Annotated in this window: 18 protein-coding genes; 13 read left to right on the forward strand and 5 right to left on the reverse strand. The window is 72.0% G+C overall.

All coding sequences use genetic code 11. The annotated features are described in order from the left end of the window. The first annotated feature begins 258 nt into the window (after positions 1 to 258). Positions 259 to 1,872 (forward strand): septation protein SepH, encoded by a 1,614-nt coding sequence (gene sepH / locus ACQPYK_RS35015; RefSeq protein WP_433240740.1) that lies wholly within the window; start codon positions 259 to 261, stop codon positions 1,870 to 1,872. Positions 1,873 to 1,943: 71 nt separating this feature from the next. Here sepH and ACQPYK_RS35020 read toward each other — a convergent pair whose 3' ends face one another. Beyond that, positions 1,944 to 3,749, reverse strand: coding sequence for a PH domain-containing protein (locus tag ACQPYK_RS35020; protein ID WP_433240743.1), 1,806 nt, complete (start codon positions 3,747 to 3,749; stop codon positions 1,944 to 1,946). Next, complete coding sequence (locus tag ACQPYK_RS35025; protein ID WP_433240746.1) at positions 3,746 to 4,366, reverse strand: PH domain-containing protein; 621 nt, start codon at positions 4,364 to 4,366, stop codon at positions 3,746 to 3,748. Before ACQPYK_RS35025 ends, ACQPYK_RS35020 begins: the two co-directional genes overlap by 4 nt. A 150-nt stretch (positions 4,367 to 4,516) precedes the next feature. Between ACQPYK_RS35025 and ACQPYK_RS35030 the strand changes: the two genes are divergently transcribed. From ACQPYK_RS35030 to ACQPYK_RS35045, 4 genes are all read left to right on the forward strand, one after another. Further along, positions 4,517 to 5,482, forward strand: coding sequence for an ATP-binding cassette domain-containing protein (locus ACQPYK_RS35030; RefSeq protein ID WP_433240749.1), 966 nt, complete (start codon positions 4,517 to 4,519; stop codon positions 5,480 to 5,482). Between the two features lie 5 nt (positions 5,483 to 5,487). After that, complete coding sequence (locus tag ACQPYK_RS35035; protein WP_433259016.1) at positions 5,488 to 6,279, forward strand: ABC transporter permease; 792 nt, start codon at positions 5,488 to 5,490, stop codon at positions 6,277 to 6,279. A 76-nt stretch (positions 6,280 to 6,355) separates the two neighbouring features. After that, complete coding sequence (locus tag ACQPYK_RS35040) at positions 6,356 to 9,577, forward strand: SNF2-related protein (protein WP_433240752.1); 3,222 nt, start codon at positions 6,356 to 6,358, stop codon at positions 9,575 to 9,577. Between the two features lie 49 nt (positions 9,578 to 9,626). Further along, positions 9,627 to 9,887, forward strand: a complete 261-nt coding sequence (locus tag ACQPYK_RS35045; RefSeq protein WP_433240755.1) for a hypothetical protein — start codon at positions 9,627 to 9,629, stop codon at positions 9,885 to 9,887. A 12-nt stretch (positions 9,888 to 9,899) separates the two neighbouring features. Here ACQPYK_RS35045 and ACQPYK_RS35050 read toward each other — a convergent pair whose 3' ends face one another. Beyond that, positions 9,900 to 13,283: an AfsR/SARP family transcriptional regulator gene (locus tag ACQPYK_RS35050; protein ID WP_433240758.1), complete on the reverse strand. Its 3,384-nt coding sequence runs from the start codon at positions 13,281 to 13,283 to the stop codon at positions 9,900 to 9,902. A 102-nt stretch (positions 13,284 to 13,385) separates the two neighbouring features. On the opposite strand from ACQPYK_RS35050, the gene ACQPYK_RS35055 reads away from it, so the two are divergent. The 6 genes from ACQPYK_RS35055 to ACQPYK_RS35080 all read left to right on the forward strand — a co-directional run bounded on the left by ACQPYK_RS35055 (position 13,386) and on the right by ACQPYK_RS35080 (position 20,592). After that, positions 13,386 to 13,952, forward strand: coding sequence for a YbhB/YbcL family Raf kinase inhibitor-like protein (locus tag ACQPYK_RS35055; RefSeq protein WP_433240761.1), 567 nt, complete (start codon positions 13,386 to 13,388; stop codon positions 13,950 to 13,952). A gap of 183 nt (positions 13,953 to 14,135) precedes the next feature. Continuing rightward, the gene (locus ACQPYK_RS35060; protein ID WP_433240763.1) at positions 14,136 to 15,710 is read left to right on the forward strand and encodes a hypothetical protein; all 1,575 of its coding nucleotides are present in this window, start codon (positions 14,136 to 14,138) and stop codon (positions 15,708 to 15,710) included. A 73-nt stretch (positions 15,711 to 15,783) separates the two neighbouring features. Continuing rightward, on the forward strand, positions 15,784 to 18,042 hold the full coding sequence (locus ACQPYK_RS35065) for a SulP family inorganic anion transporter (RefSeq protein WP_433240766.1): 2,259 nt from the start codon (positions 15,784 to 15,786) through the stop codon (positions 18,040 to 18,042). 30 nt (positions 18,043 to 18,072) lie between these two features. Then, the gene (locus ACQPYK_RS35070; RefSeq protein ID WP_433240769.1) at positions 18,073 to 18,771 is read left to right on the forward strand and encodes an NAD-dependent epimerase; all 699 of its coding nucleotides are present in this window, start codon (positions 18,073 to 18,075) and stop codon (positions 18,769 to 18,771) included. Positions 18,772 to 18,887: 116 nt separating this feature from the next. After that, entirely contained in the window at positions 18,888 to 20,060 is a 1,173-nt protein-coding gene (fxlM, locus tag ACQPYK_RS35075) for a methyltransferase, FxLD system (RefSeq protein ID WP_433240772.1), read from the forward strand. 175 nt (positions 20,061 to 20,235) lie between these two features. Further along, positions 20,236 to 20,592, forward strand: a complete 357-nt coding sequence (locus ACQPYK_RS35080; RefSeq protein ID WP_433240775.1) for an STAS domain-containing protein — start codon at positions 20,236 to 20,238, stop codon at positions 20,590 to 20,592. Positions 20,593 to 20,633: 41 nt separating this feature from the next. Here the strand turns inward: ACQPYK_RS35080 and ACQPYK_RS35085 are convergent, their stop codons facing one another. After that, complete coding sequence (locus ACQPYK_RS35085) at positions 20,634 to 21,005, reverse strand: STAS domain-containing protein (protein WP_433240778.1); 372 nt, start codon at positions 21,003 to 21,005, stop codon at positions 20,634 to 20,636. Positions 21,006 to 21,357: 352 nt separating this feature from the next. Here ACQPYK_RS35085 and ACQPYK_RS35090 point away from each other — a divergent pair, with 352 nt between their 5' ends. Together ACQPYK_RS35090 and ACQPYK_RS35095 are read left to right on the forward strand one after the other, a co-directional pair. Continuing rightward, entirely contained in the window at positions 21,358 to 21,807 is a 450-nt protein-coding gene (locus ACQPYK_RS35090) for an STAS domain-containing protein (RefSeq protein ID WP_433240781.1), read from the forward strand. 145 nt (positions 21,808 to 21,952) lie between these two features. Beyond that, complete coding sequence (locus ACQPYK_RS35095; RefSeq protein WP_433240783.1) at positions 21,953 to 22,414, forward strand: hypothetical protein; 462 nt, start codon at positions 21,953 to 21,955, stop codon at positions 22,412 to 22,414. 138 nt (positions 22,415 to 22,552) lie between these two features. On the opposite strand, the gene ACQPYK_RS35100 is transcribed toward ACQPYK_RS35095, so the two are convergent. Further along, the gene (locus ACQPYK_RS35100; RefSeq protein ID WP_433240786.1) at positions 22,553 to 22,834 is read right to left on the reverse strand and encodes a hypothetical protein; all 282 of its coding nucleotides are present in this window, start codon (positions 22,832 to 22,834) and stop codon (positions 22,553 to 22,555) included. Positions 22,835 to 22,858 lie beyond the last annotated feature (24 nt).

The raw sequence follows: 22,858 nt of genomic DNA on the forward strand, positions 1-22,858 counted from the left end.
CTGGCGGCTCTTGCTCCAAGTCCGCGACGGCACCCGTGGTTATTCGGGAGAATCCGTCGAGGACTCCGAACGTGCTGCTCCACACCGGTGCCCGTTAAGTAGATGAATGGAGCAAATGTGACCGGCGTCACATCGCTGCGAGCCCCATCCAGGAAGGCGATGTTCGGACATGCCGGGTACGGTGCTGGCAGGCAACCGGCACACGCGAGAGACTCAAGGGTCCGGGGGAAGATTGAGCACGACGACGAAGGGACTCGCATGCAGGAGCTCCGACTCGTCGCGGTGAGTGAGGACGGGACCTATCTCGTGCTGGCGACAGCCGGCCGGGGAACCCGGTTCACGCTGCCCGTCGACGACCGGCTCCGTGCTGCCGTCCGCGGCAACTTCTCCCGTCTCGGCCAGTACGAGATCGAAGTGGAGAGTCCGTTGCGCCCCAAGGAGATCCAGGCCCGGATCCGTGCCGGCGAGACCGCGGAGGAGATCGCCGCCACGGCGGGCATCCCGGTCGAGCGCGTGCGATGGTTCGAGGGCCCCGTGCTCCAGGAACGTGAGTACATGGCTCAGCAGGCGCAGCGCTGCGCCGTGCGGCTGCCGGGCGACTCCGCTCCCGGTCCCACCCTCGGTGACCTGGTCGCCGAGCGGCTGACCCGTCGCGGCGTGCCCGCCGACGAGATCGACTGGGACTCCGCCAAAAGGGACGACAACCTGTGGCGGATCAAGCTCGGTTTCGTTTGGAACGGTCACAACCGCAACGCGGAGTGGATCTTCGATCCGCGGCGGCGTCACATCACGCCACACGACGACGAGGCGATGCGCCTGTCCGCCGGCGAGTACGTCGAGCCGGCCGAGGACTCCATCGTCACCCCGTTCGTGCCGCGTGTGGCCAAGCTCACGCCCGTGCCGCCGTTGGCACCCGAACCGCTGAACCAGCCGCCGGTGTCGTTCCCCTCGGTGGTGCGCAACGAGCCGCCGGCCCCGGCGAAGCCGTCCCCGCCCTCCCACGCCGAGCCCGAGGTTCCGGCGGCCTCCGCCCGGCCCGAGCCTCCGGCCGCCTACGAGCAGCCACCGATGCCGCCGATCCCGGCCGGATACGAAGCACCGCGGTCCACGGTGCCGCCGCTGCGCGCCCCGGACGCGCCCGGCTACGCGCCGATCAGGGCTCCGGAGCCGATCAGGGCGCCCGGCCTCGCGCCGGCGCCCGCCACCGCGCGCGAGACGGTCTGGCCTGCCGAGCCCGCCGCACCGGTCGCGCCGGTCGCGGCACCGAGGCCGGAGGCGGAGCCGGAAAGCGCGCCCGCCCCCGAGCCGTCCGTCCTCGAACCCACGGCCGCGGAGATCATGTCCGGACCGGTGTCCGGATCTGAGCCGGTGCTCGAACCGGTCGTCGTGACGGTCGCCGAGACCCTGCCTGCAGCCGAGGCCGTTCCGGCGGCCGAGGCCACGCCCGACAAGGCCGGCCCCGAGCCCGTCCGGGAACGGTTCTCCCCGCCCGCCGAGCAGGCCGAGCCCGCGGCGGCGACGGCCGCACCCGAGGTGAGGAAGCCCGCCGCCGTCGAGCCCGCGGCCGGACCGGAGGCGGCCCAGGAGTCCTCGATAGCCGTGCCCGCGGCACGCGTCAGCACGGACGAGCGGCCCGCACCGGCAGAGCCGGTCCAGGAGACGGCTCGGCAGGCGGACAAGCCGGCGGACAGGGCGACGCGAGACGGTCAGGCCGACAAGCCCGTGGCGGACAAGCCCGTGGTGGACAAGCCCGCCGCCGAGCCGCCGAAGCCGGCTCCGGCTCCGGCACGGCCCGCCAAGAAGGCCCGAGGGCGGCGCGCCTCGGTGCCGACCTGGGACGAGATCATGTTCGGCGCCCGCCGCCAGGACTGACCGCACCGCGACAGGCGGGGGTGACCGGAGCACCGGTCACCCCCGCTTCGCCGTACGGGTCTATGACGAGGTCATCGTCGTTCGGCGGGCTCGGCCGAGACGAACGGGGCGAGCCATCTCGGCGTGACCTCCGCCGCGAAGGCCACGCCTTCGTCCTCGCCGACGTCGACCGCCTCGTATCCGCCGCTGCCCGCGCCCACTCCGGCGATCACGGTCAGCAGCCCGGCGCGCCGTTGGAACCACGTCTGCCGCAGGGTCCAGCCGACCACGGCCCGCTCCTCCACCACGGCCTGGGAACGGCGCAGCGATCCCGACCGGACCGACAGGCGGGTCCCATCGTAGGCGTGACCGAGGGAGCGGTAGCGGTCGAGGCCGAGCGGGACGCCCAGCACCGCGAGGACCGCGGCGAGGACCGCGAGTCCCCACCACAGCGAGGACCACGTCACGGCGGCCACCGCCGCGCAGGCGGCGACCACCAGCCAGGGGAAGATCGCCCGGAACAGCCGCCGGCGGCGCGCCGCCGGCGGATGGGCCCGCAGCCCGGTGGTGATCGGGCCGATCGCCTCGCCCACCACGCCGAGCACCGCGGCGCGCGGCGCCACGGGCATCAGCTGCCCGCGGGTCTCGGAGTCACCGAGACCGGTCACGATCGCCCAGGCCCGGGCGAACCCCGCCCAGCGCTCGGCCGGCCCCTCGACCAACTCGAACCCGCGCACCCTGCGCCGCTCCAGCGACACGCTCCGGCGGGTGATCAGGCCTCGTTCGGCGATGAGGTAACCCTCCCTGGCTCGCACGGTGAAGTCCCAGTTGAACACGGCGTACATCACCGTGCCGACCACCGGCATGGCGAGCACCAGCAGCACCAGGGCGGCGATGAGGAAAACGGGGTGCCCCCAGACCCACTCCCCCGCGCTCACCACGACCCGTCCGTCGATCTTGAGCTCAGAACCCCATTGGAACAGCAGACCCGCGGCACCGGCCACCAGCGCGAACGGGGTCAGCAGGTAGGCCCCCGAGAGGGGGCCGTAGGCGAGCCACTTGCGCGGCACCACGAAGAACACCCGCTCCGGAGTCGTCTCACCGATCTCGTGACGGGCCACCGGGTGCCCCTCGGCCACCGGAGGCGCTCCAGAGCCCGTGACGGGCTCGGCGGACGGGCCGGACACCGGCGGCGCCGCCGGACCCGGATCCCCGGCCGCCTGGGCGGCCTGTGGCTGGGCGCGCCGCGCCATCCGGGCGCGAGCGTGCCAGAGCAGCACGGCCTTGAGCCGTTCCGCCTCCTCGACGGTCACCCCGTCGAGCTCGCCCTCCTGCTTGTCGCCGCCCGCCCCGGTGTCGATCCTGAGCACGGCGATGCCCAGCATGCGGTGCAGCGGCGGGTTGCTGACGTCGACGCCGCGGATCCGCTCCAGCGGGATCGTCCGAACCGACCTGCTGACCAGCGCCCGGGTGAGCTCCAGCCGGTCGCCGACGACCTGGTAGGTGAAGGTGGCCCAGCGGACGGCGGCGTAGACGACCGAGCCGACGACGCCGAACGCCGCCCACCCGAACGAGCCCGGCGAGAACCCGCCGATGAACAGGACGCCGGCCAGCGGCAGGAGAAGCGAGGGCAGCATCCGGATCGGATCCGTCAGCAGCACCTTGGGGCTGAGCCGCAGCGGTGGGCCGGCCGGCGGCGGGCCGTACGCCTGACCGCCGGGCGCGGCGTCCGGCGCCCGCGTCTCCCCCGGCGCGGCCTGCGGAGCCGCTGACCCGACCTGCGAAGCCGGTGATACGGCCTGCTCTTCCGGCCCTGCGACCTCGGGTGCCGCGGCGGAGGCCTCTCCGTGAAGGTCCGGTGGCCCGCCGAATCGCCGGTGGTCGGAAGGTTCGGTCACGTCGCGTCGTCCCTCAGCTCTTCGGCCCGCCGGGCGAGCTCCTCGGCCAGGGCGGCGGCGACCCCGTAGTCGAGACCCTTGATCGTGGACGACCCGGCGTGGGAGGCGGTGCGGATCTCGACCGTGGCCAGCCCCAGCGCCCGCTCCAGCGTGCCCTGGGTCTTGTCCACCGTCTGGATCCGGCTGACCGGGACGAACGCCCACTCCCTGCTGATCCATCCGGAGCGGGCGTAGACCACGTCGCCGCTGAGCTCCCACCGGTGCACGGCGTAGCGCCAGAACGGCTCCACGATCGCGGCCGGCACGACGAGGATCGCCACGAGGACCGGCAGCCACCAGATGCCGTCCACCACCCAGCCGGGTAGCCAGGACCATCGGTCGCCGTCGATCCACCGGGCCAGGAAGAACGATCCCCCGACCAGGAGGACGGCCCAGAACGCCTGCTCCAGCAGCCACAGCGTGACGGCCTTGCGGGACACGGGGTTGGTGGGGGCGCGCAGCCGGACACGGTCGCGCCCGAAGTGCCGGCCACCATGCCCACCGGCCGGGTCCACCGCCGTGACACCGCTCGTGACGTCCCTGCGCTCATCGGCGTGCTCATCGGCTCCGTCGCTCACGCTGCCAGCCTAAAGGGTCCGGTCCCGGCGGGCGGTCCGCCGTGTCAGCGATCTGTCAGCCCGCCTCCCGTGGCCTCAGCCCGCGCTCAGGGGGATGTCAGCGGGACCCGGCACCCTTGGTATCGCGATCACTAGGGAGAGGTGCACATCATGCGATACGCCATTCAGGCGGAAGGCCTGGTGAAGCGTTACGGGGAGACCCGCGCGCTCGACGGGGTCGACCTTCTCGTGCCGCAGGGGCGCCTGCTCGGCGTGCTGGGGCCCAACGGCGCGGGCAAGACCACCGCGGTGCGGATCCTGGCGACACTGCTGCGGCCCGACGGCGGCACGGCCTCGGTCGGCGGGTTCGACGTGGTGGGGCAGGCCCACCAGGTGCGCTCGCTGATCGGTCTCACCGGGCAGTACGCCGGGGTCGACGAGACCCTCACCGGGGTGGAGAACCTGGTGATGATCGGCCGTCTGCTGGATCTCTCCCGCTCCGACGCCAGGTCCAGGGCCGCCGAGCTGCTGGAGCGCTTCGAGCTGACCCACGCCGGGAGCCGGGCGGCCAAGACCTACTCGGGTGGCATGCGACGCCGTCTCGACCTGGCGGCCAGCCTGGTCGGGCGGCCGCAGGTGCTGTTCCTCGACGAGCCGACCACCGGTCTCGACCCGCGTAGCCGTACGGAACTGTGGAGCGTGGTGCGCGACCTGATGGCCGACGGGGTGACGGTGCTGCTGACCACCCAGTACCTGGAGGAGGCCGACCAGCTGGCCGACGACATCGTGGTGTTCGACCACGGCAGGGTGATCGCTTCGGGCACCTCCGACGAGCTGAAGGCGACCACGGGGGCGCAGGTCCTGGAGGTCCGGCCGCTGCGGCCGGAACATCTCACCCTGGTCTCCCAGGTGGTCGCCGACGTCGTCGGCGATCCCGACGTGTCCGGCGGGAAGGTCATGGCGGCCGTGCACGATCCCGCGGTGGTGCCGGCGATCGTGCGGCGGCTGGACGACCTCGGGATCGTCGCCTCCGAGTTCTCCCTGCGCAAGTCCAGCCTCGACGAGGTGTTCCTGGCCCTGACCGGCCACCCGGCGGAAGACCGGCCGACCGACAGCAAGGAAGAGGTGTTCGCGTGACCACGATGACCGTCCCGGCTCCCGCCCGGCGGGCCGGCCTGTCCGCCGGGTTCCGCCAGACGATGACGCTCACCTGGCGCAGCCTGGTGCAGATCAAGCACAATCCGATGGAGCTGCTCGACCTGAGCGTGCAGCCGGTGATGTTCCTGCTGCTGTTCACCTACGTGTTCGGCGGCGCCATCGCCGGGAGCACGGAGGAATACCTGCAGTTCGCGCTGCCCGGGCTGGTCGTGCAGAACGCATTGTTCGCCACGCTGACCACGGCGATCGGCCTCAACACCGACATCACCAAGGGTGTCTTCGACCGGCTGCGCAGCCTGCCGATCGCCCGCACCGCGCCGTTGGCGGGCCGGATCGTCGCCGACACCGTCAAGCAGCTCTGGGCGCTGTTGCTGTTCCTCGGGATCGGTACGATCCTGGGCTTCCGGATCCAGACCGGGGTGACCGGCGTGCTTGGTGCGGTGGCCCTGCTGCTGGCCTTCGCACTGGCGATGTCCTGGATGTCGGTGCTCATCGGGCTGAAGGCGAAGGATCCGGAGAAGGTACAGATCTTCGCGTTCTCGCTGATGATGCCGCTGACGTTCACCAGCAACGCGTTCGTGCCGACCGACACGATGCCCGGCTGGCTGCAGGTGTGGGTGGACGTCAACCCGGTGACGCAGCTGGCCGACGCCGTCCGGGGGCTGCTGATCGGCGGCGAGGTCGCCGGACCTACGATCGCCTCGTTGCTCTGGGCGGTCGCGCTGGCGGTGGTCTTCGCCCCGCTGGCGATCCGCGCCTTCCGCGGCCGGACCTGACGGGTCCGGGACTCGAAGATCCAAGGCGGCGGCCGGTCCGTCGCGAGAACGTGCTGACGAAAGGTGAGGTGGTTGCGTGCTGGTGGTCCATGGAGCATGGGTGGACGGGCGGCTGGGGGTCTGGGCGGAGGACACCGCCCGGCCCCCCGTCCCCGCCTCTCGTGCCGTGTCCCGTCCCCATCCGTTCGCGGCCTCCGCGGCCGTTCTGGGCGCGGCCCTGGCCTCGGTCCAGGCCTCGAACGGGATGGCTTCCCCGGGGGCCTTCGCGTCGGGCGACGCCCAGGACGGGACCACCTCCGCGCAGGCCCGGGCCGACGGCCGCACCCCGGACGGGACCGTCCTCGCGGCGTCCGCGACGGGAGCCCCGGCAGGAGCCGAGGAGCGCGAGCTGACCATCCTGCTCCCCGGTTCGGCCCGGGGTCCGCTGCCCTCCCCCGAATCCGGGCTGACGAGCTCGGCGCGGAGCCCGAAGATCTCCGCCTGGCGCGTCCCCGCGCTGCTGCTCCCCCCGGCCGCCGCGCTCCGCCTGCTCGCCTGCCTGCCCGGACCGGACACGGCGGCGGGCCTGTCCGGCCTCGACGGCGGGGACGGGCGGGCGGGCGAGGCGGAGCGGGAGTGGAGTCCCGGCCTCTCCCTCCGCTATTTCGCCGTGGTCGCCGAGCACGCGCGCGCCCTGGTGCGGCGCGGCCGGATCCTGCCCCTGCTCGTCGTCGAGGCCGGGCCGCCGGCGGGCCACGCGGCTCGATGGCGGCCCGTGCTCACCGGTGCCGACCCGGCGACGCTCCACGATCTCGCCGCCGCGATGCCTCCGGTCTGCAGGGCCGTACCGGAAGAACGCCCGTCGGCGGAGGTGCTGCGCGAGGCGTTGAACGGACTGGTGGACGGCGCGGCACGGCTGTCGCTGCCCGACCGCCTCCTCCTCGGCGCACGACCGGGCCCGAAGGCGCCCCTGCCGGACCACTGGCTGTACGCGCTGACCGGTCAGGACGCCGGGATTCCCGGTGCCAGGCCCGCCGAGGTGGCGGCCCTGTCCGGCGCCCTCGACGGATGGTTCGCCTCGGCGCACGAGCTGGACGGGCCGGTCCGGGCCTGCTTTCGGCTCATCGAGCCCGCCGGGCAGGACGCGTCCTGGAAGGTGGAGTTCGGGCTCGCCCCCGGTGATGCCTCGAACGGCCCCGGGGGCTCCTCCGCCGCGTCCGGCGCCGAGATCGGCGACCCGGCCGGATACCTGTCCGCCGACCGGATCAGGGCCGGGGCGACGGCCCCCTGGCTGCCGGAACGGCCGCTGGAGGTTCTCCGCGCCGACCTGGGCCGGGCCGTCCGCCTCCACCCCGACCTCTACAGTGCGCTGCGCGACCCCGAACCGTCCGGCATGACGGTGGAGACGGCCTGGGCCTACTCCTTCCTGCGCAACGGCGCGCCCATGCTCAGGGCCGCAGGTTACGGCGTGCGGCTGCCGGCCTGGGCGGGACGCCAGGGACTGGGCCTGAAGCTGACGACGCGTACGGCCGACGGCGGCGAGGGCTTCGACCTCGACCGGCGGGTGGGCTTCCGGCTGGACGTGGCCGTCGGCGACCACGCGATCAGCGGGGAGGAGCTGGCCGGGCTGGCCGGGCTCAAGATCCCCCTGGTCCAGGTCAAGGGACAGTGGATCGAGCTGGACGACCAGCAGGTCAAGGCCGCGCTGAAGGTCGTCGAGCAGCGGGGCGCCGGCGAGATGACCGTGGGCGAGGTGATCCGCCTCGTCGCCGACGGTGGCGACGAGGAGCTGCCGCTGGTCGCGGTGGACGCCGACGGGCCCCTCGGCGACCTTCTCTCCGGAGAGGCCGAGCACCGGCTGGCCCCCGTCGGCGCGCCGCGGGCTCTGCAGGGGACGCTCCGCCCCTACCAGGAACGCGGCCTGTCCTGGCTGAGCCTGCTGTCGGAACTGGGTCTGGGCGGCATCCTCGCCGACGACATGGGGCTGGGCAAGACCGTCTCCACCCTCTCCCTGCTGCTGCGGGAGCGCGAGAGCGGCACGCGCCGGCCGACGCTGCTGGTGTGCCCGATGTCGCTGGTCGGCAACTGGCAGAAGGAGGCGGCCAAGTTCGCCCCCTCGCTGCGGGTCTACGTCCACCACGGCGGTGCGCGCCGGCGGGACGAGGATCTGGCCACGGCCGTGCGAGAGGCCGACCTGGTCCTGACCACCTACGGCACGGCGCTGCGGGACCTGGGGGCGCTGGCGGCGCTGGAGTGGGGCAGGGTGGTCTGCGACGAGGCGCAGGCGATCAAGAACAGCGCGGCGCAGCAGTCCCGGGCGGTGCGGTCGATTCCGGCTCGCACCCGGCTGGCGCTGACCGGCACCCCGGTGGAGAACCACCTCGCCGAGCTCTGGTCGATCATGGAGTTCTGCAATCCCGGGCTGCTCGGCCCGGCCATGCGTTTCCGCAAGCGCTACCAGGAGCCGATCGAGGCACGAGGCGACGAGAACGCCACCGGAGCGCTGAAGCGGGCCACCGGCCCGTTCGTGCTGCGGCGGCTCAAGACCGACCGGTCGATCATCTCCGACCTGCCGGAGAAGCTGGAGATGAAGGTCTGGTGCACGCTCACCCGGGAGCAGGCGGAGCTGTACAAGGCCGTGGCGAACGACATGCTCGACAAGATCGACAGTTCTGAGGGCATCGAGCGGCGGGGCAACGTGCTGGCCACCATGACCCGGCTGAAACAGATCTGCAACCACCCCGCGCACCTGCTCAAGGACGGCTCGCAACTGGCCGGCCGCTCGGGAAAGCTGGCCCGTCTGGAGGAGCTGGCCGAGGAGATCGTCGAAGAGGGTGACAAAGCCCTGGTGTTCACCCAGTACGCCGAGTTCGGCTCCATCCTCCAGCCCTACCTGGCGGCCCATCTCGACCGGCCGGTGCTGTGGTTGCACGGCGGGCTGTCCAAGAACAGGCGCGAGGAGCTGGTGGAGCGGTTCCAGGGCGATGACGAGCCGATGCTGTTCCTGCTGTCGCTGAAGGCGGCCGGGACCGGTCTCAACCTCACCGCCGCCAACCACGTGATCCATGTGGACCGGTGGTGGAACCCCGCGGTGGAGAACCAGGCGACCGACCGGGCCTTTCGGATCGGCCAGACGAAGAACGTCCAGGTCAGGAAGTTCATCTGCGTGGACACCCTGGAGGAGCGGATCGACGAGATGATCGAGCGGAAAAAGGCGCTCGCCGAGAGAGTGGTGGGCACCGGCGAGGACTGGATCGCGAACCTGTCCACCGAGCGACTACGGGAGCTGTTCCGGCTCGGCCCCGGGGCGGTGAGCTGACATGGCCCGCGACGACGACAGGACCTCGCCGGCCGGTGAAGGAGAGCACATGACAGAAGACCCGGCGGACGTGCCACCCGGTGGAGGGGACACGGCCGCGAGCGCCGCGGCGGACGTGCCGTTCGGCGAGCGTCCGGCCACCTTCTACTCCCCCGCCGTCTCGCTCAACCGGCTCCGGCCGCGGCCGGACGTCGCGGTGGCCCCGGCGGACCTGCTGCTGCGGCTCCTGGAGCCGCCGCCGGTCAAGGTGCGGCACATCCCCCTCGTCGACGTCCTGCGCAAGCCCTATCGGGAGCTGAACGGCGAGTAGGGCCGGTCTTCCCTAACCCGCGAGGGCGATGACCTCCTCACGGGACAGCAGACGGCCGCGCTCGTAGCATCGGGAGTATTCCTCCCCGCCGAGCGCGGCCATCGTGCGCTCGGTGATCCGCACATGATCGAAGTCGACCACCGCCTCGATGCCCCGGACCGTCGCGGCCCCGCCGAGGAGCATGGCCGCGGCGGCCGGGGCGCCCTCGGCCAGCACCAGCCCGGCGGAACCGATCAGTACGAGGCCGAGCACGCCCACCTCCGCAGTCTCGGCCACCTGCTCCAGCGCGGTGCCGAGCAGCCGCCGGCAGCGGACCAGATCGCCCTCCTGCTCCGCCAGCAGCCCCAGCGCCGCGTTGACGGAGGCCCGGATCTGCAGCGGGGCGCTGGGCATCTCGTCGATCACGCGTATGGCCTCGGCGTAGTAGTGCCTGGCCTCGTCGAGCTTGCCGCCCTCGCGGGCGAAGTCTCCCCGGGCGCTGAACATGCTCGCCGCAGCGCCCCGGTCCCCGCTCCGGATGACACCGTGCAGGGTCTCCTCCAGGATCCGCTCGGCCGCCGCCCGGTCTCCCGCGAGGTTGAGCCCCAACGCCAGACGGCTGCGCACGTAGGCGACCTCCTCGACCGCGCCGAGCTCCTCCATCAGGGCGAGGGCCTCGCGGACCTTCTTCAGCGCTCGTTCGGGCTCGCCGTGGAGGAAGTCCAGGTCCGCGAGGGAGGCGAGCACGGTGGCGATGCCCCAGCGGTCCCCGACCTCCCGGAAATCACGCAGGGCGGCCGACATCTCGGCCCTGCCCTGGGGGACACGGCCCACGAACAGGTGCCAGAACCCCCGAAACAGCCGCGCCGAGGCGACCACCCACGGGTCGGGGTGGGCGAACATCTCGTCGAGATACCGCTCGTCGTCCATGGACGGCGGACCCGTGAACAGCGCGATGACCGGACCCGCCATCACGACCAGGGGGTGCCAGGGCCGGGTCAGCTCCTCATCTGCCAGCCGTACCACCGCGGCGAGCTCGGCCCGCGCCGTGTCGGGCTCGATCCCGGCGCTGACCGCGTTGGTTCCGTAGGAGGCTCGGGCCAGCACGAGCAAGGCGGGGTCGGCGTCGTCGCCCGCCAGCCTGAGCGCCTCGCGCGCGCGGTGGGCGCCCTCGGCCCGGTAGCCGCGCAACCACCAGTACCATCCCAGGGCGCCGGCCAGTCGCAACGCCAGGTCGGACCGGGCCGTCTCGGCGCTCCAGCGCAGCGCGGCCGACAGGTTGTCGTGCTCGGCGGCCATCTCGGCGACGACGGTGAGCTGCCCGGCGCCGCGGAGGCCGGGGTCGGATCTCTCGGCCAGCTCGGTGAAGAACACCGCGTGGGCCAGCCGCACGCGGCCCTGCTCGCCCGACTCCGCCAGCCGCTCGGCGGCGTAGGCACGGATGGTCTCCAGCATCCGGTAGCGGACGGCGGTGTCGTGGGTGTGGGCCTCCACCAGGGATTTGTCCACCAGCCGGGCCAGGACGTCGAGCACGTCGGCCCGCTCCAGGCCGTGCCCCGAGCAGACCACCTCGGCGCAGTCGAGGGCGGCGCCTCCGGCGAAGACGGACAGACGCCGGGCCAGCAGCCGCTCCTGCTCATCCAGCAGCTCCCAGCTCCACTCCACCACCGCGCGAAGCGTCTGGTGGCGCGGCAGTGCCGTACGGCTGCCGCCGGTCAGCAGGCGGAAGCGGTCGTCGAGCCGGTGCGCGATCTGCTCGGCGGACAGCGAGCGGAGCCGGGCGGCCGCGAGCTCGATGGCGAGTGGCATGCCGTCGAGCTCGCGGCAGATCCGCACCACCGCGGCGGCCTCGCCGCCGGGACGGTAGCCGGGGCGGACGGCCGCGGCACGCTCGGCGAACAGGCGTACGGCCGGGTAGCCGAGGGCCTCGTCCGGGTCTTCGCCTCTCGGCGGAAGATCCAGCGGCGGCACCGGCCAGGTCATCTCACCGGTGATGCCGAGCGGTTCGCGGCTGGTGGCCAGGATGCGCACCCCGGGACAGCCCGCCAGCACCCGGTCGGCGAGCGCCGCCGCCGCCTCGACCACGTGCTCGCAGTTGTCCAGAATGATCAGGAGCCGTTTGCCGGCCAGGCTCGAGACGAGGCGGTCCAGCGGGTCACGGGCGGCGAGCACGGGGATCGCGCCGGGAGCGGCCGGCGGGACGGACGGGGAGGGGTCGCGCAGCTCCAGGGCCGAGAACACGGTCTGCGGCACCTCGGACGGCTCGGCGACCGAGGCGAGCTCGACCAGCCACACCCCGTCGGGCATCCGGCCGGCGACCGCCTCGGCCGACTCGATCGACAACCTGGTCTTACCCGCGCCTCCGGGGCCGAGCAGGGTGACCAGCCGGTGACCGGCGAGGAGCTCGGCCGTGCGCGCCACATCGTGTTCCCTGCCGACGAAGCTGGTGAGTCGGGCCGGCAGGTTGCCCCGCGGCGAGGCCTGCCCGGGCCCCAGGGGCCCTGTGCCGTCCGCGGCGGACCCCAGGAGCCCCGTGCCGTCCGCGGCGGACCCCACGGGCTCTACGGGCTCCACGGGCTCCACGGGCTTTGTACGGCTTACGGCCGGCCAGGGGCGCCGCGGGGCGCCGGCGGCGGGCGGCGGAATCAGCGGACCGTTCTCGACCCATTCGCGGCGCAGCATGGACAGGTGGAGACCGGCCAGCTCGGGTGAGGGGTTCGCGCCGAGCTCGTCGGCGAAGACCTGGCGGGCCTCCTCGTAACAGGCCAGGGCCTCGACCTGGCGGCCCGAGGCGTACAGAGCCCGCATGAGCTGGCCGCGCAACCGCTCGCGCAGCGGATGGGCGGTGATCAGCGCGGGCAACTCGGCGAGTGCTTCGGCCCGCCGGCCGAGCAGCAGGTCGGCCTCGACGCGGTCCTCGACGGCCGCCAGGCGGAGGGTGTCGAACCTGGTGATCGCGGCGGCGACGGCGTCGTTGCCCGCCAGGTCGGCCAGGGCCGGCCCGCGCCACAGGGCGAGCGCGGAGCGGAGCGTGGCCGCGGCGTCGCCCAGGGCGCCCGCCGCGAGGGCCGCGCGGCCTTCGGCGGTCAGCCGGGCGAACCGGTGGGCGTCCACCAGGTCCGGGTCGACGGCCAGCCGGTAACCGGCCGCGCCGGCCTCCACCAATCCACGACGATCGGCCAGCGCGCCGCGCAGCCGGGAGATCAGGGCCTGCAACGCGTTTCCCACCGCGTTCGGCGGACGGTCCTCCCACACCCCCGCGACCAACCGGTCGACCGGCACGACCCGGCCCGCGTCGAGAAGCAGCAGGCCGAGGAGGGTCCGCAGGCGGTGCCCGGCGATCTCCATCGGCTCACCGCCGCGGTGAACCTCCAGAGGGCCGAGGATGGCGAAGGTCATTTCCGTGTCCAACCTCACCCCCTCCATCCTTCGATTCTGTCCGATTCCCGAGCATTTCCGCGCCATGGAACCTCGCGATCCGGTCTGCGCATCTTCTAGACCCGCGTAGCATCATCGGGCATGGGGCAGCCGCACACGTCTACGCGCCGCCCGCGGCAAGCCGTCGGAACGGCACTCGCCGCGGCGTTCGTCGTCGTATCCTCCGGCTGCGGGATGGTGGGCAGCTCCGCATCGGCCGACAGACTGCAACTGGAGCAGATCAGCGTCTCCAGCCCCCGGCTGAGGGACGGTGCCGCCCTGCCGTCGGACTACTCCTGCAACGGTTCGGCCGGCAACCCGCCGTTGCGCTGGTCACGGGTTCCGGACAGCACGAAATCCGTTGCCATCGTGGCCGACAACAACGCGCGCACCGGTGGAGAGGTGAACTGGGTCGTGTTCGACATCGACCCTCGCACCAACGAAGTGGCCGAGAGCAGCGTCCCGGTGGGAGCCGTTGAGGGGAGCGCGACAGGCGGCAAGGTGGGCTACGCCCCTCCGTGCCGCGCCCAGGAGAACTATCGTTTCACCGTCTACGCACTCAACGGCAAGGTCGATCTCAAAAAGGGCGCCTCCCTCGACAAGACCTTGAAGAGCATCGCGGAGAAGACGATCGCCTGGGGACGCCTCACCACGGCGCACATCGAGTGATAGGTCAAACACCGGAGGTAGTAATGGTTACCGATTCTTCACTTAGGGTGTGACAACGCTCATAGTGGTCCGACACAATCAGATCCAATGTCCGAGCGCAGGTGATGCAAGGGGGCAGGTCGCGTCGATGGCCGCGCGACCTCACCGGCGCCGCTGGAAGGCCATGGCCTTGAGGGTGGTGCAATGATCGCGGTCGTAGTAAGCCTGGTCGCCGTCGTGCTCCTCGTGCTCGTCGTCGTGGCACTGGGAATGCGGTCGATGAACCGCAGGGAGAGCGCGCTCCCCGCGGAGCGTCTGCGGGAGATGGCGGAGAAGGAGGCGCAGACGCCTGCCACGTCCATCGACGACTTCGCCACGCGCGAGCCGAAGATGAACCATTTCTCCCCTGATCTCACCCCGTTCGACGAGCCCAAGCCACCGCGCCAGCCGCGCCCGGCGAGCTCGCGCGGCAAGCGGGGCGTGAACGAGTTCGGCCAGGCCGACGACTACGACGATGACTACTGGACGCGGCTCCAGGCTGACGAGGGCGGTTTCGGAGGGTCCTTGGCAGCTCGGATGGGCGCCAGCCGTCCCGTCGACGACGCACCCCGGGTCGACGCCGACGCGATGACCGTGCAGGCGCCGCTGCCCGGCAGAGCTCCGTCCCCTCGGGTCGACGCCGACGCGGTGACCATGCAGGCGCCGCTGCCCAACAGGACTCCCGCGCCCCGGCCCGCGCCCTCCCCCACCGCCGCCTCCCCGGCCGCTTCGGCCTCACTGCCGTCGGGTCTCGCCGACCTGGTCGGGCCCGTGCAGCCGAACCCCGCTCCCACGAGCGCCGCGCTCGCCGAGCAGAAGACCGTCACCTTCGCGGCCCCCGCGCCCGGCGCCTTCGGCGAGAGCCGTACCCCGCGCTCCAGCTCCCGCAGGAGCAGCCGCAACTCCACCTCGGGAAGCGGCGCGTCCGGCAGTGGCGCGCCGGGCGGTCCGACTCCGGGAAACAGCGGCCCTTCCCGGCCCGACCCGTTGAGCGATCCACTGGGCGGCCCTTACTCGCGCGGCAGGGGCGCGGCGACCTCCAGCGGCTCGATGCCCGTCCTCGGGGCGACCGGCGGGCCGCTCGGCCCGGACAACGGCACCGGTCCGCTCCCCCCGATGCCTCCGATGGGCCCCACGACCAGTGGCGGCTTCCCCGCCGCGCCCAACGCCGGCCAGCCGGCCGCCCCCTACGGCGCCGCGCCCGAACCGCCCAAGCCCGTCTCCGACAATCCGTGGGCCCAGGCCACCGCCCCCGGCTCCGGAGGCTGGCCGGCCGCCGACACCGCCGACATCCTCGATGACCCGGCGCCGTCCTACAACTCGTATCAGACGCCGGTCTACAGCGCCCCTCCCGCGGCCTCCTACGAGGTCAGCTCCGGCTGGGCCACCATCGACGACGACGCGCTCACCGGCCCGAGCCCGGCGGCCTCGGCCCCGACTGGCCCCTCCCGCAGCATCTCCTCCTACGACGACCGCGCGGTCGATCCGCGGCAGGGATCCGGGCAGGGCGGCGGCTACGGCTACGAGCCCCACCCGCGCGCCACCCCGGCGTCGCCCGCCGCCTGGCCGGAGCCCACTCCCGGTGGCACCGACGGCTCCGGTGCGAACTGGCCGAGCTACGACGACCTCTACGGCACCGGTTCCACTGGAGCCACCGCCGCGCCCGACCGGCAGGGCGGCCCCGGATCCCGGGGCAACCATCGGGCACAGGAGCCGGACTATCCCGACTATTACCGTTGATTTTTCCCGCGCTCTGCAAAGCGCTCCGATAAGCGCTTAACCGAAGAGGGCGCCACAGCATAAGGTCTGCCTCATGAGGGCAGACACGTTGAGTGATGTCACGACCACCTGGAGTCGCGTCGCGTCCGTGCTGAGGCACGACCTGCCCGCCTCCTTGGTGGTCTTCCTGGTCGCCGTGCCCCTCTCACTGGGCATCGCGGTGGCCTCGGGAGCCCCGCTGGCGGCGGGGCTGATCTCCGCCGTGGTGGGCGGTGTGGTGGCGGGTTCCCTGGGCGGCTCGGCCGTCCAGGTGAGCGGCCCCGCCGCCGGCCTGTCTCTGGTGGTCGCCGAGCTGGTCGCGACGTACGGCTGGCGGGCCACCTGCATGATCGTCTTTCTCGCGGGCGCCCTGCAGCTCCTCCTGGGACTGTTCCGAGTCGCCCGCGCGGCGCTGGCGGTCTCCCCCGCCGTGGTGCACGGCATGCTCGCCGGGGTCGGCGCGGTGATCGCGCTCTCCCAGTTGCACGTGGTGCTCGGCGGCAGCCCGCAGGGCTCCGCGATCGAGAACCTGATCGAACTGCCCCAGCAGATCGCCGACAACCACAGTCACGCGGTCTTCGTCGGCCTGCTCACCATCGCGGTCCTGGTCAGCTGGACCCGGCTGCCGCGAGGTCTGCGGGGTCTGCGGATCGTACCGGCGCCGCTGGCCGCCCTGCTCGTCGCCTCGGTGACCGCCGGAGTGCTCGGCTGGGACATCACCCGGGTCGACCTCTCCAAGAGCCTGGGCCAGTGGGCGATGCCGGTCTGGCCGCGAGGTGACTGGCACGGGATCGCCGCGGCGGTGATGCTGGTGGCCCTGCTGGCCGGGGTGGAGTCGCTCCTGTGCGCGGTGGCCACCGACAAGCTCCACGACGGCAGGCGGTCCGACCTCGACAGGGAGCTCACCGCGCAGGGCGTGGCCAACATGGTGACCGGCGCGCTGGGCGGCCTGCCCGTCGCCGGGGTCATCGTCCGCAGCACCACGAACGTCCGGGCCGGGGCGCGCAGCCGCTGGTCGGCGGTCCTGCACGGCGTGTGGATCCTGGTGCTCGCGCTCCTGCTGGGCTGGACGGTCAGGCTGGTTCCGATGGAGGCGCTGGCCGCCCTGCTGGTCTTCATCGGCGTTCAGATGATCAACATGGGGCATCTGCGCAACCTGCGGGGCCACGGCGAGGTGCCGGTCTATCTCACCACCATGGCGGGGGTCGTGCTGATCGGCCTCGCCGAGGGCGTGCTGATCGGCCTCGGCCTCGCCGCCCTGTCGGCGCTGCGCCGTCTCACCTGGGTCACCGTACGGGCCAGGCCCGAGCCTGACGGCCGCTGGCACGTGCTGATCGGCGGCTCGCTGACCTTCCTGGGCGTGCCGAGGCTCACCTCGGAGCTGCGTGCCGTCCCGGCCGGGGCCGCGGTGGAGCTGGACCTGAACATCGACTTCATGGACAACGCGGCCTTCGAGGCCATTCACGCCTGGCGGCACGATCACGAACGCGGTGGCGGCACCGTGGACATCGACGAGATCCACGACGAGTGGTATTCGATGGCCGCCAGCGGCCACCGGATGTTTCCGGCCAAGACCCCACCGCGCGCCCCGGAGCGCTGGTGGCTGCCCTGGGCACACCGGCGCCGGGGGCGGCCCGCGCCCACGCCCCCTCTGGTCCCGACCCAGCACACGCCCGCCGAGAGCAGCCCCGCCGTGCCGGACCTGCTCGCCGGAGCGCGGGAGTTCCACCGCCGTACGGCTCCGTTGGTCCGTCCGTTCCTGCACGCGATGGCCCGCAAGCAGGAGCCCTCCCACCTCTTCATCACCTGCGCGGACTCCAGGGTCGTGCCGAACCTGATCACCGCGAGCGGCCCCGGCGACCTGTTCACCCTCCGCAACATCGGCAACCTGGTGCCGCGCCTGGGCTCGGCTCCGGCGGACGACTCGGTGGCGGCGGCGATCGAGTACGCGACGGGCGCGCTCAACATCCGCACCATCACGGTCTGCGGCCACTCCGGCTGCGGAGCCATGGCCGCGTTGCTGAGCGGCGGCGAGAAGACGTCGAGCCTGCCCACGCTGGGTCGCTGGCTACGCCATGGCAACCACAGCCTGGCCCGGTTCGTCGCCACCGAGAGCGACGGCGCCGACGACGGACCGCTAGATCGCCTGTGCAGGCTCAACGTGATCCAGCAACTGGACAACCTGCGGACCTATCCGCAGGTGGACCGGCTCGTCCGCGCGGGGCGTCTGCAACTGGTGGGCCTCTACTTCGACATCGGCACCGCCCGGGTCCACCTCCTGGAGCAACCGCCGCTCACGACCAGTCCGCTGTGAGCAGATGGCTTGCGCCAAGGGTGAAAGCGGGTGGCCGGAGCCGGGGACGGTCGACGAGAGCTCTCCCCATTCGAATGCGCCCCGGACGCCGGTCCCGAGGACGGAGATTACGGCACCCTCAAGGCGGGGTGCGAGCGCGCGGTGGAGCAGGGCTTCGACGGCAACGCCCTGATCGTCGAGCCCGGTCTCATCCTCGGCCCGCACGAGGACGTCGGCCGCCTGACCTGGTGGCTCACCCGGATCGCCCGGGGCGGACAGGTGCTCGCCCCGGGCGACCCCGACGTGGCGATGCAGGTCATCGACGCCCGGGACATCGCCGCCTTCACGTTGGACCGGGCCGAAGCGGGGGTGAACGACCGCTTCCTCACCAGCGAGATCCAGGGCAACACCACCTACGGCGACTGGCTGGCCGAGTGCCGCGCGGTGACGGGCTCGGACGCGGAGTTCGTCTGGGTGGAGGACCGTTTCCTGCTCGACCGGAAGGTCGAACCGTGGCTGGATCTGCCGATCTGGGCCCCGGACACCGCCGACTTCGCCGGGGTCTGGCTGCCGTCGTCCGCGAAGGCCCACGCGGCCGGGCTGCGCTGCCGTCCCGTCGCCGAGACCGTCCGGGACACGTGGGCGTGGCTGCGCGATATCCCCGTGGAGAAACGCTCCTTCGGCAGGCACGGCATCGACCCGGAGAAGGAGACCAGAATCCTGACCGAGTGGTCAGAGCGGGCGTCTTAACCTGATTTCCCCTTATTTCCCAATCTCCTCGACCTATCAGGGCATAAGAGTTCCTGACCTTGCCAGGCACGGAGTTCGGCGGGACACGAAAAGGGCGGCCGACGCGGAGGTGGGCGATGGCGGAATGGCACGAACTGCGCGAGGACCTGGTCGCGCAGGTGCGCGAGCGCGGAATCAGCCGGGCCGTGGCCGACGCGCTGCTGACGGTGCCGCGACACGTGTTCCTGCCGCAGGTCCCCGTGCACGCCGTGTACCAGGACGAGGCCATCGTCACCAAGCGCGACGCGTGGGGCCGGCCGATCAGCTCCTCCTCGCAGCCGGCGATCATGGCTTTGATGCTCGACCAGCTCGGCGTGGAGCCGGGGCAGCGGGTGCTGGAGATCGGGACGGGGACGGGCTACAACGCCGCTCTGCTGTCACACCTGGTGGGGGCGGAAGGCCAGGTGGTGAGTGTCGACATCGACGCCGATCTGGCCACACGAGCCCGGGGCCACCTGAGCGAGGCGGGGCATCCCGAGGTGATCGTGGTGTGCGGGGACGGTGCTCAGGGGTTCGCGCCGCGGGCGCCCTACGACCGGGTGATCGCCACCGTCGGGGTGTGGGATCTCGCCCCTGCCTGGCTGGATCAGCTCAGCCCGGCGGGGCGCATCGTCCTCCCGCTGGATCTGCGCGGAGTACAGCGCTCGGTCGCTCTGGAACAGGCGGACGGGCACTGGACGAGCCGGTCGGTGCTGCCCTGTGGGTTCATGCGAATGCGAGGACCTTTCGCCGGGCCGGAGAGGACCTGGGTGCTGGATCGCGGCTCCGACCTCACGATCTCGCTCCCGGAGGGAGGTGAGGTCGGCGACGTTCTGGCGGCGCTCGGCGGGCCGGTCACCGAACTGTTCACCGGGGTGAGCACGGGCCGCGCACAGCTCGTCGACGGGCTGAGCCTGTGGCTGGCGGTGCACGAGTCCCGCTGGTGCGCCCTGTCCGAAGCACAACCGGGATGGCTGGCGTCGGGTCCGCTCGACTCGCGCGGGTTCAAGACGGTCGTCGGCATCGTCGAAGGCGGCAGCCTCTGCGTGCTGGAGTCGGAGGCGTACGACACCCTGGTGGCGCGCGGCTTCGGGCCCGGCGGGGCGAGGCTCGCCGGTGATCTCGTCGCCCACATCGAGACGTGGGACGCGGCGGGACGTCCGATGACGACCGGGCTTCACATCGACGCCCATCTCACCACCGCGCCCGGCGACGGCCCGGTGATCCGTAAACGGCACACCACGCTCGCCCTGTCCTGGGACATCGGCTGAGTTTCGCACGGCGTCGGCCCCGAGACGCCGGCCGGGCTGGAATCCGGCGAGCCGGGCAGGCCCGAGACCCGAGAGTGGGCGGTCCTCTCCCGACGCGAGGGCCGATTTTCCCGGCGAAGACGATTGGCCCGCTCGCGGCGGGGAAGCGGAGGGTGAAAAGAGAAGGGGCTCCGTCATGACCGATGCTCTGCGCCTGCCGGTGAGGACCGAGGACACGACGCTGGTTCTGCGGCCCGAGGGGGAGCTGGACGTGAACACCGCGGTGCAGTTACAGGCATGGCTGGACGGCTATCTCGCCGAGGGTCCCCGGCGGACGACGCTGGTGGACCTGTCCGGGCTCACCTTCGTCGATTCCCCCGGCTTGGCCGCGCTGCTGACGATGCGCCGGCGGCTGGCCGATGACGGCGCGGTCGTCGTCTACGCCGATCCCACCCCGCAGCCCGCGCGGCTGCTGCGTATCACCGGCCTGGCCGCCAACCTGCCGGTCTTCGACACGTTGGACGAGGCGCTGCGGTCGCTGGCGGTCGGCTGACCGCGGACGGACCCGGAGCTCGCCCGGGGTGCCGCGGGCCGTCAGGAACGAGAACGCAGGAGGGCGAGGGCGTCGGCGACGGTGGGCTGGATGATGAAGGCCTGGACGAGCCCGGTCAGCCGGAAGATCCTGGTGAGGCGGGAGTTGAGGCCGGTCAGGGCGACGGTGCCGCCGCGCTCCTGCAGGAGTTTTCGGATGGCCAGGAAGATCCTGATTCCGGTGGAGTCGCAGAAGTCCAGGTCCGTCAGGTCCAGCACCAGGTCATGGTGGTCCGGAGCGAGGATGGTGTGGATGTCGTCGCGCAACTGCTCGGCGTTGGTGAAATCGAGATCACCGGACAGGGCCACTACGGGCACCGACGCCACAGCCTGCTGCGCGCCGTCTCCAAGGGTGAATCGGACGGCGGCGGTCACCGGGATACCTCTCCTATCGGGTGGGCGGGGTGTCGGGAACGTCAAGCCGATGCCGGCCACCGGGCATGGTGACCTGCGAGATGTCCACATCGCTCACCCGCTTTCTCGCATCGTTCACGGTTGGCTCACCGGATCGCGCGGCAGGCGGATGATCACTGTCGGTAGGGTAACGCTCATCTTAGCGGTCACGCGCGACGGACCCCGGTCATCGCGTTCATCGGTGACCGTCTGCCCCGTTCAGCGGAACGGGCCGGTGAAGCACCCGCCGACGCTCCGGCGTGCACGGGAGATCTCCAGCACTGGTAAGAAGAGAGACGCCTGCCCTGAAAACTGCAGGCGTGAGGAGCTCATCATGTTGTTCGGGGCCGAACATGGTTCGGCATTCAGCGTCTCGTGCGAGCTGCACGAGAACGCGATCGTCATCCGCGTCGGCGGGGAGCTCGGCTTTCATTCGGCCCCGCTGTTACGGGAGCAGCTGCGCCGCGCCGAGGAGGGGCTCGATCGGCCCTTGCTCATCGTGGACCTGGCCGATGTCACCTTCTGCGATTCGCTGGGGCTGAGCGAGCTGGTCACCGCCCTGCAGCGCAGCGAGAACGCGGGCATCCGGTTCGTGCTCAGCGGCGTCCACGGGCCCCTGGCACGTGTGCTGACCATCACCGGTCTCCGCAAGGCCTTCGAGGTCTTCCCCAGCCGCGATGACGCGTTGCGTCAGGCGTTCGCGGCGCCGCCGGAGCAGGTCGGCGGCGAACACGCCAACCCCCCGGACCCGGACGACGCGTCATCCTCGGCCATGCCCGTGTAGTGACCGGTTCCCGGACGGCGTCCCGGCGAGGGACGCTCACGGCGGCTGAGCCGTTGCAAGAAGAGTCAAGTCACCTGCAAGCCCGCTGCCGTATCTCTTGAGGGGTAGAGAAGTCCACCGCCCTCAGGCTTCAGGAGACGAACCCATGCGTGGCGCCCTGCGCTTTTCCCTCGGACTGACCACCGCCATCGTCGTGGCGGTCGGCCTGCCGTCCACCGCGACGGCGTCCACCGCGACCGCGACCTCCGCCGCCACGGCCGGAACGGCCGCGACCGAAACCTGGCACTGGGGGCCGACCGCCTCTTCGGACACGAAGGGCTGGGCCGGCGGCACCGTCCGCACCGGCGGCTCCGGCCTGCGAATCCAGGGTGACCTGTACGACGGCGGGGGCTCGCGCACCTGCTCATGGCTGAAGGTCAAGTGGCTCACCGACCATGGCCGGTACCGCACCGCGACGTTCAAGAACTGCTCGCAGTCGCGGACCCTCGCCTTCCGGGTGAACGCCGGACACATGTTGTCCGCCCAGGCCAAGGTCTGCCGGGGCACCTCCGCCAGGATCACCGGCAAGTGCTCCCAGTGGGAAGGCGTCTGGTCCCAGGGCGGCTGAGCCGAGGCCGTGACCGTCCCGCGCTCCCCCCGCGCCGTGGCGCGGGATGCCCGGCATCACCCCCGGGTCGTCCGCGGCGGCCTCGACCACGGCGCCGGCGGCCGCGCGGACTCCCTCACCGGCCGATCGGCCGGCGGATCACAAACGCCCGATCGTCCACTGGGACAGTCGGAGAAGCGCGTCCCGGGACACGAGGTGGGTGCCGAATTTGGTGCCCGCGATGCCTTCCAGCTGGAAGTCGAAACGAACCTCCAGGGTGCTCGTCACGGTGTGGGCGGGGTCCAGGTTGAAATCGACCCGCGGAAATGGCAGGAATCCCGGAAGGTCGCGAATGGTCTCCTCGAAATCCTGAGAAAGGAAGAACAGGTTCCGGTGGTCGTGCCCTTCTCCGATGATGGCTCCGTTCGGCCCGCCGCGCACGACCTGTGAGGTGCGCAGCCAGCA

The sequence above is a fragment of the Streptosporangium sp. CA-135522 genome (genome assembly GCF_050949235.1).
Taxonomy (GTDB): Bacteria; Actinomycetota; Actinomycetes; order Streptosporangiales; family Streptosporangiaceae; genus Streptosporangium.

Coding starts and splice junctions, on each gene's coding strand:
- ACQPYK_RS35080 (WP_433240775.1), top strand. CDS start 20,236: ATGACCGATGCTCTGCGCCTGCCGGTGAGGACCGAGGACACGACGCTG.
- ACQPYK_RS35035 (WP_433259016.1), top strand. CDS start 5,488: ATGACCGTCCCGGCTCCCGCCCGGCGGGCCGGCCTGTCCGCCGGGTTC.
- ACQPYK_RS35090 (WP_433240781.1), top strand. CDS start 21,358: ATGTTGTTCGGGGCCGAACATGGTTCGGCATTCAGCGTCTCGTGCGAG.
- fxlM (WP_433240772.1), top strand. CDS start 18,888: ATGGCGGAATGGCACGAACTGCGCGAGGACCTGGTCGCGCAGGTGCGC.
- sepH (WP_433240740.1), top strand. CDS start 259: ATGCAGGAGCTCCGACTCGTCGCGGTGAGTGAGGACGGGACCTATCTC.
- ACQPYK_RS35065 (WP_433240766.1), top strand. CDS start 15,784: ATGAGGGCAGACACGTTGAGTGATGTCACGACCACCTGGAGTCGCGTC.
- ACQPYK_RS35030 (WP_433240749.1), top strand. CDS start 4,517: ATGCGATACGCCATTCAGGCGGAAGGCCTGGTGAAGCGTTACGGGGAG.
- ACQPYK_RS35055 (WP_433240761.1), top strand. CDS start 13,386: ATGGGGCAGCCGCACACGTCTACGCGCCGCCCGCGGCAAGCCGTCGGA.
- ACQPYK_RS35095 (WP_433240783.1), top strand. CDS start 21,953: ATGCGTGGCGCCCTGCGCTTTTCCCTCGGACTGACCACCGCCATCGTC.
- ACQPYK_RS35060 (WP_433240763.1), top strand. CDS start 14,136: ATGATCGCGGTCGTAGTAAGCCTGGTCGCCGTCGTGCTCCTCGTGCTC.
- ACQPYK_RS35045 (WP_433240755.1), top strand. CDS start 9,627: ATGACAGAAGACCCGGCGGACGTGCCACCCGGTGGAGGGGACACGGCC.